The sequence below is a fragment of the Pseudomonas sp. LAIL14HWK12:I7 genome (genome assembly GCF_000483465.1).
GTDB lineage: Bacteria > Pseudomonadota > Gammaproteobacteria > Pseudomonadales > Pseudomonadaceae > Aquipseudomonas > Aquipseudomonas kermanshahensis.
On the sequence record NZ_AXYZ01000001.1, the window covers coordinates 449,284 to 465,766 of the forward strand.

Genomic DNA, 16,483 nt, shown 5'->3' on the forward strand with positions numbered 1-16,483 from the left:
ATACGCCAACGCTTTACGCGGACAATGTACGCCGGCCTGATGTCAGGTGATCAGCCCCGCTGCCAGAGCGCGTAATGCACCTGACCGGTCTTTTTCTCCCGGTGCAGGCGCCAGTTGCCCGGCAGTTGCAAGGCCGAGGGTGCGGTCTCGCTCTCGGTGTAGATCCACGCCTGTTCCCGCAGCCACTGGTTCTGTTCCAGCAGGTTGCAGGTGTTGGCCAGCAGGTCCTGGTGGAACGGTGGGTCGAGGAACACCACGTCGAACTGCTGCTTGGCCGGGTTCTGCAGGTAGCGCAGCGCGTCGGTTTGCAGAATTTGCCCGCGAGGGCAGCGCAGCAGTTCGAGGTTGTCCTTGAGGTTGCTGATGGCGGCGGGGTTGCTGTCCAGTGCCACGGCGTCTTCGGCACCGCGCGACAAGGCTTCCAGCACCAGCGCGCCGCTGCCGGTGAAGGCGTCCAGCACGCGGGCGCCTTCGATGTAAGGCGCGAGCCAGTTGAACACGGTTTCGCGTACGCGATCAGGCGTTGGCCGCAGGCCGTCGCCTTCAGGCACCGCCAGGCGGCGGCTGCGCCACTCGCCGGCGATGATGCGCAGGTGGCCCTGGCCCTTGCTGTGGCCCGGTTGAGGGCGGGCGGGAGGGGTGGATCTTGGCATTAGTGCTCCGGTACGCCGAGCGGTTGCTCGGAAGGCTTGTCAGTGGGGGCTGGCAGCGGTTTTTGCGGCACCTTGGGGCCCGCGGTGACGATCACCAGTTTATCGGCTGACAGGTGTTTGTTCATGGCGGCCTTGACCTGCTCGACGGTGAGCGCCTGGGACTGCTGCATGAAGTCCTCCAGCCAGGTCAGCGGCAGGTTGTAGAAGCCAATGGCCCCCAGTTGGCCGACGATACTGGCGTTGCTGGCATTGGACAGCGGGAAACTGCCGGCCAGCTCGCGCTTGGCATCGTCCAGCTCTTGCTGGGTCGGGCCGCTCTTGAGGTAATCGGCCAGGATGTCCTGGACCAGCTTGAGGGTGCCTTCGCTGAGTTCGGCGCGGGTTTGCAGGTTGATCATGAACGGGCCACGTACCTGCATCGGGCTGAACACTGAGTAGACGCCGTAAGTGAGCCCGCGTTTTTCACGCACTTCGCTCATCAGGCGGGTGCCGAACGCGCCACCGCCGAGGATCTGGTTACCCAGCGACAGGGCCGGCCAGTCCGGGTCCTGGCGGTCGATACCCAGCTCGGCCAGCATCAGGTGGGTCTGCTTGGACGGGAAGTCGATGTGGGTCAGGCCTGCCTTGGGGTCGGTCGGTTGTGCCGGTGCGGCCAGCGCCGGGCCTTTCGGCAGGCCGGCGGATACCTGGGCGGCAATGGCTTCGGCTTCGGCGCGGCTGAGGTCGCCGACCAGGGCGATGACCGCGTTGCCGGCCGAGTAGGCCTTGGCGTGGAAGGCGCGCAACTGTGCCAGGGTGATGCCGTTGATGCTCTCGGCGCTGCCGTCGCTCGGGTGGGCGTACGGGTGGTCGCCGTACAGCTTGCCGAACAGGGCCTTGCCCGCGAGCTTGCCGGGGTTCTGCTTGTCGTATTCGAAGCCGGCCAGCATCTGGTTCTTGATGCGCTTGAGGGCGTCCTCGGGGAAGGTCGGCTTGCCTGCCACTTCAGCGAACAGCTTGAGCGCCGGTTCGCGCTTGTCCTTGGTGCTCAGGCTGCGCAGCGATGCCACGGCCATGTCGCGGTAGGAGCCGTTGCCGAAGTCTGCGCCCAGGCCCTCGAAGCCTTCGGCAATAGCGGTCACGTCCTTGCCGGCCACGCCCTCGTTGAGCATGGCGTTGGTCAAGGCGGCCAGGCCTGGCGTGCCGCCGTCCTGGCTGCTACCGGCGGCGAAGGTGACGCGCAGGTCGAACATGGGCAGTTCGCGGGCTTCGACGAACAGTACTCGGGCGCCTTCGGCGGTGTTCCAGTGCTGGATGTTCAGCTGACGTCGGCTGGGGGCCTTGCCGTCCAGCTCGGCCAGCGACTGCAGGGTATTGGCTGGGCGGGCCGCGGCGCTGTCAGCCTTGGCCGCGTTGTCGGCCAGGGCCGGGGCCGTCAATACCGCCGCCAGCGCCAGGGCGCGGATGCCCGTGGCCAGCAGGGTATGGCGTGGTGCGCTGCGATCACTCATGAGCGGACTCCTCGGGCAATACATGGGCAACGCTCAGGCGTTCGCGGGTGAAATAGGTGCGCGCAGCGTTCTGGATGTCTTGCGGGGTCACGCGCTTGAGCTCGTCCAGCTCGCTGTCGATCAGCTTCCAGGACAGGCCCACGGTCTCCAGCTGGCCGATGGTGGTGGCCTGGCTGCTGATGGAGTCGCGGTCGTAGACCAGGCCGGCGATCACCTGGGCGCGCACGCGTTCGAGTTCTTCGGCGCTAGGTGGGGTGGTCTTGAGCTCTTCCAGCAACTGCCAGATGCCCTTTTCCACGTCATCCATGGTTTTTTGCTTCTGCACGTTCGGCGTGGCCGAGATCAGGAACAGGCTGTCGCCACGGGTGAAGGCGTTGTAGCTGGAGGACGCCCCGGCCACCAGTTCCTGGCCGCGCTCCAGACGGGCTGGCATCCGTGCGCTGTAGCCGCCATCGAGCAGGGCCGAGATCAGGCGCAGGGCATGCACCGTGCGCGGGTCCTTGGCGGTCGGCAGGCCAGGTACGTTGAAACCGTAGATCAGGCTCGGCAACTGGGTGCGCACATGCAAGGTCAGCTGGCGCTGACCGGGCTCGGCCAGCTCAAGCGGCAGCTTGGCGGGCGGCACCGCACGCTTGGGAATGCCGGCGAAGTACTTTTGCGCCAGGCCCTTGACCTCATCGACGGTGACATCGCCGACCACCACCAGGGTGGCATTGTTGGGCGCATACCAGGATTCGTACCAATGGCGCAGCTCTTCGACCTTCATGCGGTCGAGGTCGGCCATCCAGCCAATGGTCGGGGTGTGGTAGCCACTGGCCGGGTAGGCCATCGCGCGGAACAGCTCGAATGCCTTGGCATTGGGCTGATCGTCGGTGCGCAGGCGGCGCTCCTCTTTGATCACTTCTATTTCGCGGCTGAACTCGTCGGCGGGCAGGCGCAGGCTGGCCAGGCGATCGGCCTCCAGCTCAAGGGCCACCGGCAGGCGGTCGCGGGCCAGCACCTGGTAATAGGCCGTGTAGTCGTCGCTGGTGAAGGCGTTCTCTTCCGCACCCAGGTCGCGCAGGATGCGCGAGGCCTCGCCGGGGCCGACTTTGGCGCTACCCTTGAACATCATGTGTTCAAGGGCGTGGGACAGGCCGGTCTGGCCCGGGGTCTCGTAGCTGGAGCCCACCTTGTACCAGATCTGCGAGACCACCACCGGCGCGCGGTGGTCTTCGCGCACGACCACCTTGAGGCCGTTGTCGAGGATGAATTCGTGGGTCGGTTGCACATCGGCGGCGAAGGCCGCGAGCGGCAGGCAGAGCGTGCCGAGCAACAGGCCAGCGGCGCGGCGGGCTAGAGCATTCATACGGTGTTTAACCTGTTCGGCGGCCCGCAGGGTTTAGCGTCGGCGGGCCAGGAGGTGCTAGGATACTGATCCGGTTGCCTGGCGACCATGCCTGTCGCCGTTCTGGCCCACAGGACACTAAGACAAAACGTTGCGCATGAACCAGCCGGCTTCAAGATAGTCTGTTCTGCGTATAGAGAATTCCCGATGCGTCATTGCTGGCGCATCGCTACCCTGAGATAGCCGTCCTCCATGTTTGGTTCCAACGACGACAAAAAAGCGCCGGCCGAGTCTGGCGAAAAGAAAGGCCTGTTCAGCTGGTTTCGCAAGAAGCCGCAGCAACCTGTCGCCGAACAGCCGCAAACCCCCGAGCCACAGGCTGAAGCGCCGGTAGCAGCGCAGCCTGCCGTCGAGCAGCCTGCTGTGGCGCCGGCCGAGCCGGTGGCCGCACAAGCCCCTGTTGCGCCCGAGCCGCCTCAACCTGTGCCGGCCCTGGCTGACCCTGAGCCTTCTCAGCCTGCCCAGCCCCCTGTGGCGGCGAGCATGCCCGCGAACGCGCAAGCCAGTGCGCCGCAGGTCGAACCCCAAGCGCCGGTGGTGACTGCCCCCGAAGCCCCGGTAATTCGCGCCGTCGAGCCGCCTGTCAGCAATCTGGTATTGCCAGTTGCCGAAGAGCCTGTGGCCCTGGTGCCGGACCTTGAGCCCACGGCCCCGCCTGCAATTCCTGAGCGACCAGCGGTCGAGCCCGCCGCGCCGGCGGCAGCCGCACCCCAGCCAGCGCCGGTGGTTGCCGAGCCCGCCCCGGTCGCGGTTCCAGCTCCAGCTGCAGAAACTCCAGCAGCTCCAGCTCTGGCCCCGGTCGAACCCGAGCCCGTTGCCGCCCCGGTCGCCACTGAACAGTCCAAACCCGGCTTCTTCGCCCGCCTCAAACAGGGCCTGTCCAAGACCAGCGCCAGTATCGGCGAAGGCATGGCCAGCCTGTTCCTGGGCAAAAAAGTCATCGATGACGACCTGCTCGACGAGATCGAGACCCGCCTGCTGACCGCCGACGTTGGCGTGGAAGCGACTTCGGCCATCGTCCAGAACCTGACCCAGAAGGTCGCCCGCAAGCAGTTGGCCGATGCCGATGCGCTGTACAAGTCGCTGCAGGAAGAACTGGCCGCACTGCTGCGTCCGGTCGAGCAGCCGCTGAAGATCCAGGCGCAGAACAAACCCTACGTGATCCTGGTGGTTGGCGTGAACGGCGCCGGCAAGACCACCACCATTGGCAAGCTGGCCAAGAAGCTGCAGTTGGAAGGCAAGAAGGTCATGCTGGCTGCGGGCGACACGTTCCGCGCCGCGGCGGTCGAGCAGTTGCAGGTTTGGGGTGAGCGTAACCAGATCCCGGTAATCGCCCAGCACACCGGTGCCGACTCGGCCTCGGTGATCTTCGACGCCGTGCAGGCCGCTAAGGCCCGTGGCGTCGACGTGCTGATCGCTGATACCGCAGGCCGTCTGCACACCAAAGACAACCTGATGGAAGAGCTGAAGAAGGTGCGCCGAGTGATCGGCAAGCTCGACGCCGAGGCGCCGCACGAGGTGCTGCTGGTGCTCGACGCCGGCACCGGCCAAAACGCCATCAGCCAGGCCAAGTACTTCAACCAGAGCGTCGAACTGACCGGCCTGGCCCTGACCAAGCTGGACGGCACCGCCAAAGGCGGCGTTATCTTCGCCCTGGCCAAGCAGTTCAGCATTCCGATCCGTTTCATCGGTGTGGGTGAAGGTATTGACGACCTGCGCACCTTCGAAGCCGAGCCGTTCGTCAAAGCGCTGTTCGCCGAGCGAGAGCATCCATGATCCGATTCGAACAGGTTGCCAAGCGCTATCCCAATGGCCATGTAGGCTTGCATGAGCTGAGTTTCCGGGCGCGCCGGGGCGAATTCCTGTTCGTCACCGGGCACTCGGGTGCCGGTAAGAGCACCTTGCTGCGCCTCCTGCTGGCCATGGAGCGCCCGACCAGCGGCAAGCTGCTGCTGGCAGGGCAGGACCTGGGCCAAATCAGCAATGCGCAGATCCCGTTCCTGCGCCGGCAGATCGGTGTGGTGTTCCAGAACCACCAGTTGCTGTTCGACCGCACGGTGTTCAACAACATCGCCTTGCCGCTGCAGATCCTCGGCCTGTCCAAGGCCGAGATCACCAAACGCGTCGACTCGGCCTTGGAGCGTGTCTCGCTGGCCGACAAAGGCGAACTGTTCCCGGCCGATTTGTCCACGGGGCAGCAACAACGGGTCGGTATCGCACGTGCCATCGTCCATCAGCCGGCCCTGTTGCTGGCCGACGAACCCACCGGCAACCTTGACCCGCGCCTGGCCGCAGAGATCATGGGCGTGTTCGAAGACATCAACCGCCTGGGCACCACGGTATTGATCGCCAGCCACGACCTGGCATTGATCGCGCGCATGCGGCATCGCATGCTGACCCTGCAGCGCGGCCGTTTGATCGGCGATGGGGAGGCCGGGCAATGAGCACTACACGTACGCCGAAGGTTTCCGAACGGGTTGCGCCGAAACCCGCCGACCCGCAACCGGCGAAGAAAAAGCGCGACGACGATGACGGCCCAGACTTCCGCACACTGCTGCACGCCTGGCTGGAAAGCCATCGCGCGAGCATGGCCGACAGCTTGCGTCGCCTCGGCAAGCAGCCGATCGGCAGCTTCTTCACCTGCCTGGTAATGGCAGTGGCGTTGAGCATGCCCATGGGCCTGTCGTTGCTGCTGAAGAACGTCGAAAAGCTCGGCGGCTCCTGGCAGCGCGCCGCGCAGATTTCGCTGTACCTCAAACTCGATGCTGGCAGCAAGGAAGGTGAAGCGCTGCGCGACGAGATCAAGCACATGCCTGGGGTGGCCGACGCGCTGTATGTCAGCCGCGATCAAGCGCTGGAAGAGTTCCAGCAGCAGTCCGGCCTGGGTGAGGCGTTGCGCGAGCTCCCCGAGAACCCGCTGCCTGGCGTGGTGGTGGTGACCCCGACCGAGGTCGACAAGCCAGCACTTGAAGCCTTGCGTCTGCGCCTGTCGGAGCTGCCAAAGGTCGAAGTGGCACAGCTGGACCTGGTCTGGGTCGAGCGCCTGGCGGCCATCCTGAAGCTGGGCGATCGCTTTGTCTTCGGCCTGGCTGTCATGCTGATTTCTGCGCTGCTGTTAGTAATCGGTAACACAATTCGTCTACATATTGAAAACCGCCGTACCGAGATCGAAGTGATCAAGCTGGTCGGCGGCACCGATAGCTATGTACGCCGGCCGTTCCTGTACATGGGCGCCTTGTATGGCCTGGGCGCGGGGCTGTTGGCCTGGGGCATCCTGGCATTCGGCCTGAACTGGCTGAACCAGGCGGTCGTCGGGCTCTCCGGGCTGTATGGCAGTGACTTCGCCCTGGGTGGGGTGCCGGCGTCCGATGGTCTGTCGCTCTTGATCGGAGCGGTACTGTTGGGGTATATCGGTGCATGGATCGCGGTCGCTCGCCATTTGAACGAGCTGGCGCCACGATAGTTTTTCCCGTGCCAGCATTGACTTTATTACCGTTTTGGGAACTTGTTTACCGGTTTCCGGTCAATGTTGGCAGTGCCCACAAGGCGCGAGTCTAGTAAGTCGGAGGTTCTTGAATGACCACATCGTTGCAACCTGCCTATGCCCTGGTGCCCGGTGCAAACCTGGAAGCCTATGTGCACACGGTCAACAGCATCCCGCTGCTGACGGTCGAGCAGGAGCGTGATCTGGCCGAGCGTCTCTATTACGAGCAGGATCTCGAGGCCGCTCGGCAAATGGTGATGGCCCACCTGCGTTTCGTCGTACATATCGCCCGTAGCTATGCAGGCTACGGCCTGGCTCAGGCTGACCTGATCCAGGAAGGCAACGTCGGCCTGATGAAGGCCGTCAAACGCTTCAACCCAGAGATGGGCGTGCGCCTGGTGTCCTTTGCCGTGCACTGGATCAAGGCCGAAATCCACGAATTCATCCTGCGCAACTGGCGCATCGTCAAGGTGGCGACCACCAAGGCCCAGCGTAAACTGTTCTTCAATCTGCGCAGCCAGAAGAAGCGTCTGGCCTGGCTGAACAACGATGAAGTTCATCGCGTGGCAGAGAGCCTGGGCGTCGAGCCGCGTGAAGTGCGCGAGATGGAAAGCCGCCTGAGTGGCCAGGACATGGCCTTTGACCCAGCGGCGGAAGCCGATGATGACAGCGCGTTCCAGTCGCCTGCGCATTACCTGGAAGACCACCGCTACGACCCGGCCGTACAGCTTGAGGATGCCGACTGGAGCGACAACTCCACCAGCAACCTGCATGAAGCACTGCAAGGCCTGGACGAGCGCAGCCGTGACATTCTCTACCAGCGCTGGTTGGCGGAAGAGAAGGCGACGTTGCATGAGTTGGCGGACAAGTACAGCGTGTCGGCTGAGCGTATTCGTCAGCTGGAAAAGAATGCGATGAACAAGGTCAAGGCGTTGATCACGGTGTGATTCACGCTTGGCTGTACCAAAAAGCCGCTGGCCTGAAGAGGGTTGGTGGCTTTTTTTTGTGTTGGCTTTGCGGGCCCTTTCGCAGCACAAGGCTGCTCAGGTCCGGCGCTATACCTGTAGGAGCAGCCTTGTGCTGCGAAAGGGCCGGTAAAGCCCGTCGATGATTCAAAGCCTGCGCGAAGCATCCAGCTGCATCAGGTAGCTAGGCCCACCCAACTGGCTCATCTGCCGCCGAATCCACCCGGCCCGACTGGCCACATAGGCGCTGGGCCGGCTGGCGCTCCACTTGATCGGGCTGGGCAGTACCGCAGCCAGTTGCGCGGCCTGTTGCCGATTGAGACGGCTGGCGTCGACCCCGAAGTGGTAGCGCGCCGCCGCCTGGGCGCCAAACACGCCATTGCCCCATTCGGCGCTGTTCAGGTAGACCTCGAGGATGCGCTCCTTCGACCAGAACAGCTCGATCAGCGCCGTGAACCAGGCTTCCAGGCCCTTGCGGAACCAACTGCGGCCCGACCACAGGAACAGGTTCTTGGCCACCTGCTGGGTCAGCGTGCTGGCCCCGCGAATGTTGCCGCCGCGTTCGTTGTAGGCCAGCGCTGCCTGAATGGCCGGGATGTCAAAACCCCAATGGGTGGCGAACTTCTGGTCTTCACCGGCAATGACCGCGACCTTGAGCTCATCGGAGATGTTCTCCCACGGTTCCCAGTCGCGCTGCAGGTCAATGGGCTCGCCATTCAGCCAGGACTCGACCTTGCGCTCGGCCATCAACGCCGTGCCGGGGGGCGGCACCCAGCGAAACACCAGCACCAATACGATACTGCCGGCAGCGAACCAGAGCAGGGCGCGAGTGAGGCGGCGGATAAGGGATGGCAGCATGTCGATGGCTTGGCCGGGCGGGTGGAACGGGCCATTATACAGACCCGATACAAGGAGTCGTCCCATGCTTCGCAGCTTCCTCATGCTTGCCGCCTTTTTCGGCTTTACCGGTGTGGCCCTGGGCGCTTTCGCCGCGCATGGGCTGAAAAACCGCCTGACGCCAGACTACCTGGCCATCTTCCACACCGGCGTGACCTACCAGTTGGTGCATGCCCTGGCGATTTTCGGTGTCGCCGTGCTGGCAGCGCATTTGCCGGGGCGCCTGGTGGGCTGGGCCGGCGGTCTGTTCGCGCTGGGTATCCTGCTGTTCTCCGGTAGCCTGTACCTGCTGACCCTGACAGGCGTGAGCAAGCTCGGCATCATCACGCCCTTTGGCGGCCTGTGCTTCCTCGCCGGGTGGCTGTGCCTGGGCCTGGCAGCCTGGCGGCTGGGCTGACCGAGTGGTCCACAATCGCGACTAATGGCGTGCACCGGCCTTGGGTAAACGGGGTGTTCGGCGCTAGAATGCGTGCCCCAAAGCACAATGGTGGCCGTGCGCATGCGCATTCAACTGAACGGTGAACCTTACGAACTGCCCGCTGGCGAAAGCGTCGCGGCCCTGCTGACGCGCCTGGACCTCACCGGGCGCCGGGTAGCAGTGGAACTCAACCTGGATATCGTGCCGCGTAGCCAGCACGACAGCACTGCGCTGAACGAAGGCGACCAGGTTGAAGTGGTCCACGCCATCGGCGGCGGCTGATAGCGGCTCGGCGGTTCACACGCAAGCCCAGTAACCTTTTCCCGAGGAACAACGATGAGCAACGTTCGTAGCGACAAGCCCTTTACCCTGGCCGGGCGCACTTTCCAGTCGCGCCTGCTGGTCGGCACCGGCAAATACCGTGACATGGAAGAAACCCGCCTGGCCATCGAGGCCTCGGGTGCCGAGATCGTCACCGTCGCTGTGCGCCGTACCAACATCGGTCAGAACCCGGGCGAGCCGAACCTGCTCGATGTGCTGCCACCCGACCGTTACACCATCCTGCCGAACACTGCGGGCTGCTACGACGCTGTCGAAGCCGTGCGCACTTGCCGCCTGGCCCGTGAACTGCTGGATGGCCACAACCTGGTCAAGCTGGAAGTGCTGGCCGACCAGAAAACCTTGTTCCCCAACGTAATCGAAACCCTCAAGGCCGCCGAAGTGTTGGTCAAGGACGGTTTCGACGTGATGGTCTACACCAGCGACGACCCGATCATCGCCCGTCAGCTGGCCGAAGCGGGCTGTATTGCGGTCATGCCGCTGGCTGGCCTGATCGGTACCGGCCTGGGCATCTGCAACCCCTACAACCTGCAGATCATCCTCGAAGAATCCAAGGTGCCGGTGCTGGTCGATGCCGGCGTGGGTACCGCCTCCGACGCCACCATCGCCATGGAGATGGGCTGCGAGGCAGTGCTGATGAACTCGGCCATCGCCCATGCCCAGCAACCGGTGTTGATGGCTGAAGCCATGAAGCACGCCATCGTGGCCGGTCGCCTGGCCTACCTGGCCGGCCGCATGCCGAAGAAACTCTATGCCAGCGCCTCTTCGCCGCTGGATGGTCTGATCAAGTAAGAGCTCCTGATGACTGAATCGCAAGAAACGCCGATCACCGCCGAAGGCGAAGAGCGCCCACACCGCCGTATCAAGAGCTTCGTGATGCGCGCCGGGCGCATGACCGAAGGTCAGCAACGCGGCCTGGACCAGGGTGGCCCCCTGTTCATCCTGCCCCTGGCCGACAGCCCGGTGGACTACGACCAGGTGTTCGGCCGTTCGGCGCCGCGCACCCTGGAGATCGGTTTCGGCATGGGCCACTCCCTGCTGGAGATGGCCGCTGCCGCGCCTGAGCAGGACTTCATCGGTGTCGAAGTGCACCGTCCGGGTGTTGGCGCGCTGCTCAATGGCGTGCTGACCCAAGGGCTGAAGAACCTGCGGGTGTATGACTGCGATGCCATCGAAGTGCTCAACCGCTGCGTGGCCGACAACAGCCTCGACCGTTTGATGCTGTTCTTCCCAGACCCTTGGCACAAGGCGCGCCATCACAAGCGCCGCATCGTGCAGCTGGAATTCGCAGAGCTGGTACGCCGCAAGCTCAAGCCGGGTGGCGTGTTCCACATGGCGACCGACTGGGAGCCGTATGCCGAGTACATGCTGGAAGTGATGAGCGCTGCGCCCGGTTACCGTAACCAGGCGGCGGATGGCGCGTATGTGCCACGTCCGCAAGAGCGGCCGATCACCAAGTTCGAGCGCCGTGGTGAGCGCTTGGGGCATGGGGTTTGGGATTTGAAGTTCGAGAAGGTGGATTGATTGGGCGCTTGAGCCTTTCGAGCTCAGCCTGCTGAAATGACAGACAAAAAAACCGCCTGAGAAGGGCGGTTTTTTTATTGAAGCGATCAGACTGAGGATCCTTCGCTTCGGGCTTTCACTGAAAGACCCCGTACTCATCCGGATCTTGTTTGTATTCAAGACCGCGGGGGATTCTGTGGGAGCGGGTTTACCCGCGAAGAATGCGACGCGGTATATGGCACGGGCTTCGCCCGTGTTCGCGGGTAAACCCGCTCCCACAGGGAAAGTGAAATGCTGTAGTCGTGCCTTACCCCCGCCGATCAGCCACCACGCCGATCAACACCAGCACCACCAGCAGCACGGGTGCCAACGCATAATTATTGAACTGGCCCAGCCCCTTCACCACCCACGGCGTGGCATAGATCAGCGCTGCGCCGCTGCCGATCATCACCAGCAGGGCCATGAACGGCACGCGCAGGGCGCCGGCCAGGCTGCCTAGGCGTTGTTCCACCGTGGCTTTGATATCGGTGCCGAACAGCACCAGTAGGCAGCCTACCAAGGCCAGCGAAATCTCCGACAGGTTGCTGCGGCTCCAGCGGGAAGCCGTTGCAAGCAGATCAAGTACCAGGTCCATGGGTCATCCTTAGGTCAAGAAATACTGCAGCAGGTCATTGAGGAACAACTGGCCGCGCGGCGTGGCCACCAATCGATCCGGTTCGACCTGCAAAAGGCCCTTTTGTTCGGCCGCGCGACGGGCCTCGGCCAGTTGCGCCAGCGGCAGGCCGGTGCGCTGGATGAACAGTTCGGCTTCGACGCCATCGGTCAGGCGCAAGGCGTTCATCAGGAACTCGAAGGGCAGCTCGTCCGCCGGCAGCCGCTTTTCGCCAGCCTTGAACGGTTTGGCCAGGTTCAGGTAGTCCTTGGGCAGGCGGGTTTTCCAGGTGCGCAGGATGCGCCCGTCAGCGAAGGTCAGCTTGCCGTGGGCACCCGCGCCGATGCCGATGAAATCACCGAAGCGCCAGTAATTGAGGTTGTGCTTGGCAGCACGGCCTGGCTGGGCATAGGCCGACACTTCGTACTGGCGGTAGCCGTGCTCGGCCATCAGGCTTTGGCCGGCCTCCTGGATATCCCAGAGGATGTCGTCTTCGGGCAGCTCGGGTGGCTGGTTCCAGAACACCGTGTTCGGCTCTACGGTCAGCTGGTACCACGACAAGTGGGTCGGCCCTAGGGCGATGGCCTGGCGCACGTCACCCAGCGCGTCGTCCAGCGACTGGTCGGGCAGGCCGTGCATCAAGTCCATGTTGAAGTTGTCGAACCCGGCGGCGCGCGCCATGTCGGCGGCACGGATCGCTTCGTCACCATTGTGGATGCGCCCGAGCGCCTCCAGCTTGGCGGGCTGGAAGCTCTGCACGCCGATGGACAGGCGATTGATGCCCGTCTGCCGGTACGCCTTGAACTTCTCTTGCTCGAACGTACCGGGGTTGGCCTCCAGGGTGATTTCGATGTCCGGCGCGAACGGGATGCGTTGTTCAACGCCACGCAGCAGCCGCCCAAGGGCGTTGGCACTGAACAAGCTCGGCGTACCGCCACCGAAGAAGATCGAGCTGATCGGGCGGCCTTGTACGGCTGCCAGCTCTTGATCGAGGTCGGTCAGCAGGGCGTCGACATAAGCCTCTTCAGGCAGCTCTGGGCCCGCCGCGTGGGAATTGAAGTCGCAATAAGGGCATTTGCGTACGCACCACGGGATGTGGATGTACAACGCCAAAGGCGGCAGCACGGCGAAACCAGCCGCACCCGCCGGGTGCGGTTGGATGGACAACGTTTCGATCATGCCAGGCCCAGGCGTTGACGCAGCAGGACCATGGCGCGGGCGCGGTGGCTGAGCTGGTTCTTGTCGACAGGGGCGAGGTCCGCGCTCGAGCAATTGCGCTCTGGCACCCAGAACAGCGGGTCGTAGCCAAAGCCGTGCTCACCGCTGGCCTCAAACATGATGCGCCCGTGCCACAGGCCTTCGCACAGGATCGGCAGCGGGTCGTCGGCGTGACGCACCAGCGCCAGCACGCAGACGAACTGAGCGCCGCGCTCGGCCTCGGACACGTCTTTCAAGGCGTCCAGCAGCTTGGCGTTGTTTGCCGCGTCACCCTTGCCATCGGCATAGCGAGCAGAATAGATACCCGGCGCGCCGCCGAGGTAGTCCACGGCCAGGCCCGAGTCATCGGCCAGTGCTGGCAGGCCAGAGATGCGCGCGGCATTGCGTGCCTTGAGAATGGCGTTCTCGACGAACGACAGGCCGGTTTCCTCTGGCTCGACCTGGCTGAATTCACCGATCGAGCGCAGCTGTACGGACGCGCCAAGCATGGCCTGGAGTTCCTTGAGTTTGCCGGCATTGTGGCTGGCCAATACGAGTTGCTGGAAATTCATCATTCGCCTGGGAACACTTCCTGGTTGAAGCTGAGAGAGTGACTGATGCCGCCGGTTTCGACATTGATGTCGAAGGTCACGGTTTCTGGCTGTTCGATCTTGAACTGGGCGATGTAGTAAATCGCGCCTTGTTCGGTGATCGGCTTGAAGGACAACGGGCTGCTGCGCCCGGTTAGGTCTTTCACCGTGCCGCTGACGACCGCCATGGCTGGCTTGTCGGCCTTGATCACGGCAATGTTGAGCACGCCCTGGTTCTTGCTGCGCACCAGGCCCGTTCTAGTGGCCACCTCCGGCGTCAGCATGCTTGAGGTGAACGCGCTGTAGTGTACCGTCACGTCGCCAAACACTTCCTTGCGCTCGGGACGGGCGGCATCGGCAGCCAGTACAGGCAGGGCCAGGCACAGGCTGATCAGGAACAGGGCTAGGCGACGCATGGTGCGATTCCTCCGGTGGGCGTCAGACCGCGAGCTGGTGCTCCTGCAGGCCAGGGCTGCTGACGCGATAGATGCCGATCTCACCTAGAAGATTAGGCCATAGCCGGCCGCCCCACCCATTACGGTGCAAGTGGTCGACGGCCAGGCGGTCGAGGACCTTGGCGTGGCGCTCGTGGCACAGCTCTTCAAAGTCGGCGAAGGTGCAGAAGTGGATGTTCGGCGTGTTGTACCAGGTGTACGGCATGAAGTCCGAAACCGGCATGCGGCCTTTGGTCGCCAGGTACCAGCGGCAGCGCCAGTGGCCGAAGTTGGGGAAGGTGATGATGCACTGACGGCCCACGCGCAGCATCTCGTCGAGGATGCGGTCGGGGTACTCCACGGCCTGCAGGGCCTGGGTCATGATCACCACATCGAAACTGTTGCTGGCGAAGTTGCCCAGGCCCTTGTCCAGGTCCTGCTCGATGACGTTGACGCCCTTGGCCACGCACGCGGCGATATTGTCGGCGTCGATCTCCAGGCCGTAACCGGTGACCTGCTTGCGGTCACGCAGCGAGGCCAGCAGTTCGCCACTGCCGCAGCCCAGGTCGAGTACCCGGCTGCCGGCGGGAATCCAGTCGTGGATGATTTCCAGATCGGCTCTCATGCTGTCCTCAGATGGCGATGCGGTTCATGTAGTTCGAGAAACCCTGCATGTAGCGAGGTGTGGGGATCAGGAAGGCATCGTGCCCATAAGGTGAATCGATCTCCAGGTAACACACGTTCTTGCGCGCGGCCATCAACGCATCGACGATCTCGCGTGAACGGGCAGGCGAGAAGCGCCAGTCGGTGGTGAACGACATGATGCAGTAGTCTGCCGTGACCGAGGCCAGGGTGGCGGCAAGGTCGCCACCCTGGGCTGCGGCCGGGTCGAAGTAGTCCAGGGCCTTGGTCATCAGCAGGTAGGTGTTGGCGTCGAAACGGCCGGAAAATTCCTCGCCCTGATAGCGCAGGTAGCTTTCGACCTGGAATTCGACGCTGTGGAAGTCGTAGTTGAGCTTGTCGCTCTTGAGCTCACGGCCGAATTTTTCACCCATCGAATCATCGGACAGGTAGGTGATATGGCCCACCATGCGCGCCAGCATCAGCCCGCGCTTGGGGATCACGCCCTGGTCCTGGAACGAACCGCCGTGGAACTCCGGGTCGGTGAGGATGGCCTGGCGCGCCACTTCGTTGAAGGCAATGTTCTGTGCCGAGAGCTTGGGCGCCGAGGCGATATCGACGCAGTGCCGCACGCGGTCGGGGTAGGTGATGGTCCATTGCAGTGCCTGCATGCCGCCAAGGCTGCCGCCCACAATGGCCGCCCACTGGCCAATGCCCAGGCGGTCAGCCAGGCGTGCCTGGCTGTGCACCCAGTCTTCCACGGTCAGCACCGGGAAGTCGGCGCCATAGGGCTTGCCGGTAGCCGGGTTGACGCTGCTCGGGCCAGTACTGCCATTGCAGCCGCCGAGGTTGTTCAGGCTGACCACGAAGAAACGGTTGGTGTCGATTGGCTTGCCGGGGCCGATGCAGCTGTCCCACCAGCCCGGCTTGCGGTCGGTGGCGGCATGGTAGCCGGCGGCATGGTGGTGGCCGGACAAGGCATGGCAGATCAGCACGGCATTGCTGGCGCTGGCGTTCAGGGTGCCATAGGTCTCGTAGACCAGCTCGTAGCTGGCCAGCGAGCGGCCACAGGCCAGGGCCAGCGGTTCTTCGAACCGGGCTGTTTGCGGTGTAACCAGACCGACGGAATCTTCGGGAAGGACAGTGGACATCGACCCTGCTCACGCTTGACGGAGGCGTAAGTCTAAAGAGCGCTACCCCCTGCGGCAAGCAAAGGCTTGCCGCAGGGGGCGTCGATGTTCAAGGGCGTTGGATCAGATCATCCGCCACAGTTCTTGAGGCATGCCGGCATAGGCAGCCAGCGGCGGCATGACGAACGACTGGATCACCTGGATCGCCAGGAAGGCGAAGATGGGCGAGATGTCCATGCCGCCCAGGTTAGGCACGAGGCGGCGGAACGGTGCCAGCACCGGTTCGCTGATCTGGTAGGCCAGCTCCGCCGCCGGGTTGTGGCTGTTGGGCGCGACCCAGGAGACGATCACCATGACGATCATCGCCACCCAGAAGATCTTCAGGAACAGCGAGGTGATGCCGATGATGGCCCACATCAGCAGGTGCAGCACATCACCGAAGGTGCCGTAGGTGACCATCAGCACGAAGCCCATCAGCAGCGCCTGGATGACCACTGCCAGCAGCAGCGACGAGGTGTCCAGGCCGCCAACGCTGGGGATGACCCGGCGGATCGGCTTGAGCAGCGGCTGGGTGGCGCGTACCGCGAACTGGCACAGTGGGTTGTAGAAGTTGGCCTTGACCAGTTGCAGCACGAAGCGCAGCAGGACGATCACCAGGTACAGGCTGACCAGGGTTTGCACCACGAAGATCGCGGCGCCAGACAGTGCATTCATCTAAAGCTC

Annotated in this window: 19 protein-coding genes; 8 read left to right on the plus strand and 11 right to left on the minus strand. The window is 63.6% G+C overall.

Annotated elements, in window-relative coordinates; all coding sequences use genetic code 11:
- Positions 1–50 precede the first annotated feature (50 nt).
- Genes rsmD through D886_RS0102135 form a run of 3 tightly spaced genes read right to left on the minus strand, consistent with a single transcriptional unit; the run spans position 51 to position 3,491 of the window.
- Positions 51–653 carry a 16S rRNA (guanine(966)-N(2))-methyltransferase RsmD gene (gene rsmD, locus D886_RS0102125; protein WP_027592324.1) on the minus strand — a complete coding sequence of 201 codons (603 nt, stop codon included), beginning with the start codon at positions 651–653 and terminating at the stop codon, positions 51–53.
- Complete coding sequence (locus D886_RS0102130; RefSeq protein ID WP_027592325.1) at positions 653–2,143, minus strand: pitrilysin family protein; 1,491 nt, start codon at positions 2,141–2,143, stop codon at positions 653–655. Before D886_RS0102130 ends, rsmD begins: the two co-directional genes overlap by 1 nt.
- On the minus strand, positions 2,136–3,491 hold the full coding sequence (locus D886_RS0102135) for a pitrilysin family protein (protein WP_027592326.1): 1,356 nt from the start codon (positions 3,489–3,491) through the stop codon (positions 2,136–2,138). The genes D886_RS0102130 and D886_RS0102135 overlap by 8 nt, the downstream gene beginning before the upstream one ends.
- A gap of 231 nt (positions 3,492–3,722) precedes the next feature.
- On the opposite strand from D886_RS0102135, the gene ftsY reads away from it, so the two are divergent.
- The 4 genes from ftsY to rpoH all read left to right on the plus strand — a co-directional run bounded on the left by ftsY (position 3,723) and on the right by rpoH (position 7,961).
- Complete coding sequence (gene ftsY / locus D886_RS0102140) at positions 3,723–5,306, plus strand: signal recognition particle-docking protein FtsY (RefSeq protein ID WP_027592327.1); 1,584 nt, start codon at positions 3,723–3,725, stop codon at positions 5,304–5,306.
- Positions 5,303–5,974, plus strand: coding sequence for a cell division ATP-binding protein FtsE (gene ftsE, locus D886_RS0102145; RefSeq protein WP_027592328.1), 672 nt, complete (start codon positions 5,303–5,305; stop codon positions 5,972–5,974). The genes ftsY and ftsE overlap by 4 nt, the downstream gene beginning before the upstream one ends.
- The gene (ftsX, locus tag D886_RS0102150) at positions 5,971–6,993 is read left to right on the plus strand and encodes a permease-like cell division protein FtsX (RefSeq protein WP_027592329.1); all 1,023 of its coding nucleotides are present in this window, start codon (positions 5,971–5,973) and stop codon (positions 6,991–6,993) included. The genes ftsE and ftsX overlap by 4 nt, the downstream gene beginning before the upstream one ends.
- Positions 6,994–7,106: 113 nt before the next feature.
- A complete protein-coding gene (gene rpoH, locus D886_RS0102155) occupies positions 7,107–7,961 on the plus strand; it encodes an RNA polymerase sigma factor RpoH (RefSeq protein ID WP_023378197.1) in 855 nt (284 codons plus the stop codon).
- A gap of 165 nt (positions 7,962–8,126) precedes the next feature.
- On the opposite strand, the gene mtgA is transcribed toward rpoH, so the two are convergent.
- Positions 8,127–8,837 carry a monofunctional biosynthetic peptidoglycan transglycosylase gene (mtgA, locus tag D886_RS0102160; protein WP_027592330.1) on the minus strand — a complete coding sequence of 237 codons (711 nt, stop codon included), beginning with the start codon at positions 8,835–8,837 and terminating at the stop codon, positions 8,127–8,129.
- A gap of 64 nt (positions 8,838–8,901) precedes the next feature.
- Here mtgA and D886_RS0102165 point away from each other — a divergent pair, with 64 nt between their 5' ends.
- From D886_RS0102165 to trmB, 4 genes are all read left to right on the plus strand, one after another.
- A complete protein-coding gene (locus tag D886_RS0102165) occupies positions 8,902–9,273 on the plus strand; it encodes a DUF423 domain-containing protein (protein WP_027592331.1) in 372 nt (123 codons plus the stop codon).
- 102 nt (positions 9,274–9,375) lie between these two features.
- On the plus strand, positions 9,376–9,576 hold the full coding sequence (gene thiS, locus D886_RS0102170) for a sulfur carrier protein ThiS (protein WP_033693942.1): 201 nt from the start codon (positions 9,376–9,378) through the stop codon (positions 9,574–9,576).
- A gap of 54 nt (positions 9,577–9,630) precedes the next feature.
- Positions 9,631–10,425 (plus strand): thiazole synthase, encoded by a 795-nt coding sequence (locus D886_RS0102175; RefSeq protein WP_027592333.1) that lies wholly within the window; start codon positions 9,631–9,633, stop codon positions 10,423–10,425.
- Between the two features lie 9 nt (positions 10,426–10,434).
- Complete coding sequence (gene trmB / locus D886_RS0102180; protein ID WP_027592334.1) at positions 10,435–11,157, plus strand: tRNA (guanosine(46)-N7)-methyltransferase TrmB; 723 nt, start codon at positions 10,435–10,437, stop codon at positions 11,155–11,157.
- A 286-nt stretch (positions 11,158–11,443) separates the two neighbouring features.
- Here trmB and D886_RS0102185 read toward each other — a convergent pair whose 3' ends face one another.
- The 7 genes from D886_RS0102185 to D886_RS0102215 form a co-directional block, all read right to left on the minus strand.
- On the minus strand, positions 11,444–11,770 hold the full coding sequence (locus D886_RS0102185) for a DUF3392 family protein (RefSeq protein WP_027592335.1): 327 nt from the start codon (positions 11,768–11,770) through the stop codon (positions 11,444–11,446).
- Positions 11,771–11,779: 9 nt separating this feature from the next.
- Complete coding sequence (gene hemW / locus D886_RS0102190) at positions 11,780–12,967, minus strand: radical SAM family heme chaperone HemW (RefSeq protein WP_027592336.1); 1,188 nt, start codon at positions 12,965–12,967, stop codon at positions 11,780–11,782.
- A complete protein-coding gene (gene rdgB, locus D886_RS0102195; protein ID WP_027592337.1) occupies positions 12,964–13,560 on the minus strand; it encodes an RdgB/HAM1 family non-canonical purine NTP pyrophosphatase in 597 nt (198 codons plus the stop codon). Before rdgB ends, hemW begins: the two co-directional genes overlap by 4 nt.
- Positions 13,557–13,991, minus strand: a complete 435-nt coding sequence (locus D886_RS0102200; protein ID WP_027592338.1) for a DUF4426 domain-containing protein — start codon at positions 13,989–13,991, stop codon at positions 13,557–13,559. Before D886_RS0102200 ends, rdgB begins: the two co-directional genes overlap by 4 nt.
- Positions 13,992–14,013: 22 nt before the next feature.
- Positions 14,014–14,634, minus strand: a complete 621-nt coding sequence (gene metW / locus D886_RS0102205) for a methionine biosynthesis protein MetW (RefSeq protein WP_008092977.1) — start codon at positions 14,632–14,634, stop codon at positions 14,014–14,016.
- 7 nt (positions 14,635–14,641) lie between these two features.
- The gene (locus tag D886_RS0102210) at positions 14,642–15,781 is read right to left on the minus strand and encodes a homoserine O-acetyltransferase (protein WP_027592339.1); all 1,140 of its coding nucleotides are present in this window, start codon (positions 15,779–15,781) and stop codon (positions 14,642–14,644) included.
- A 102-nt stretch (positions 15,782–15,883) separates the two neighbouring features.
- Positions 15,884–16,474, minus strand: coding sequence for a YggT family protein (locus D886_RS0102215; protein ID WP_027592340.1), 591 nt, complete (start codon positions 16,472–16,474; stop codon positions 15,884–15,886).
- Positions 16,475–16,483: the final 9 nt, after the last annotated feature.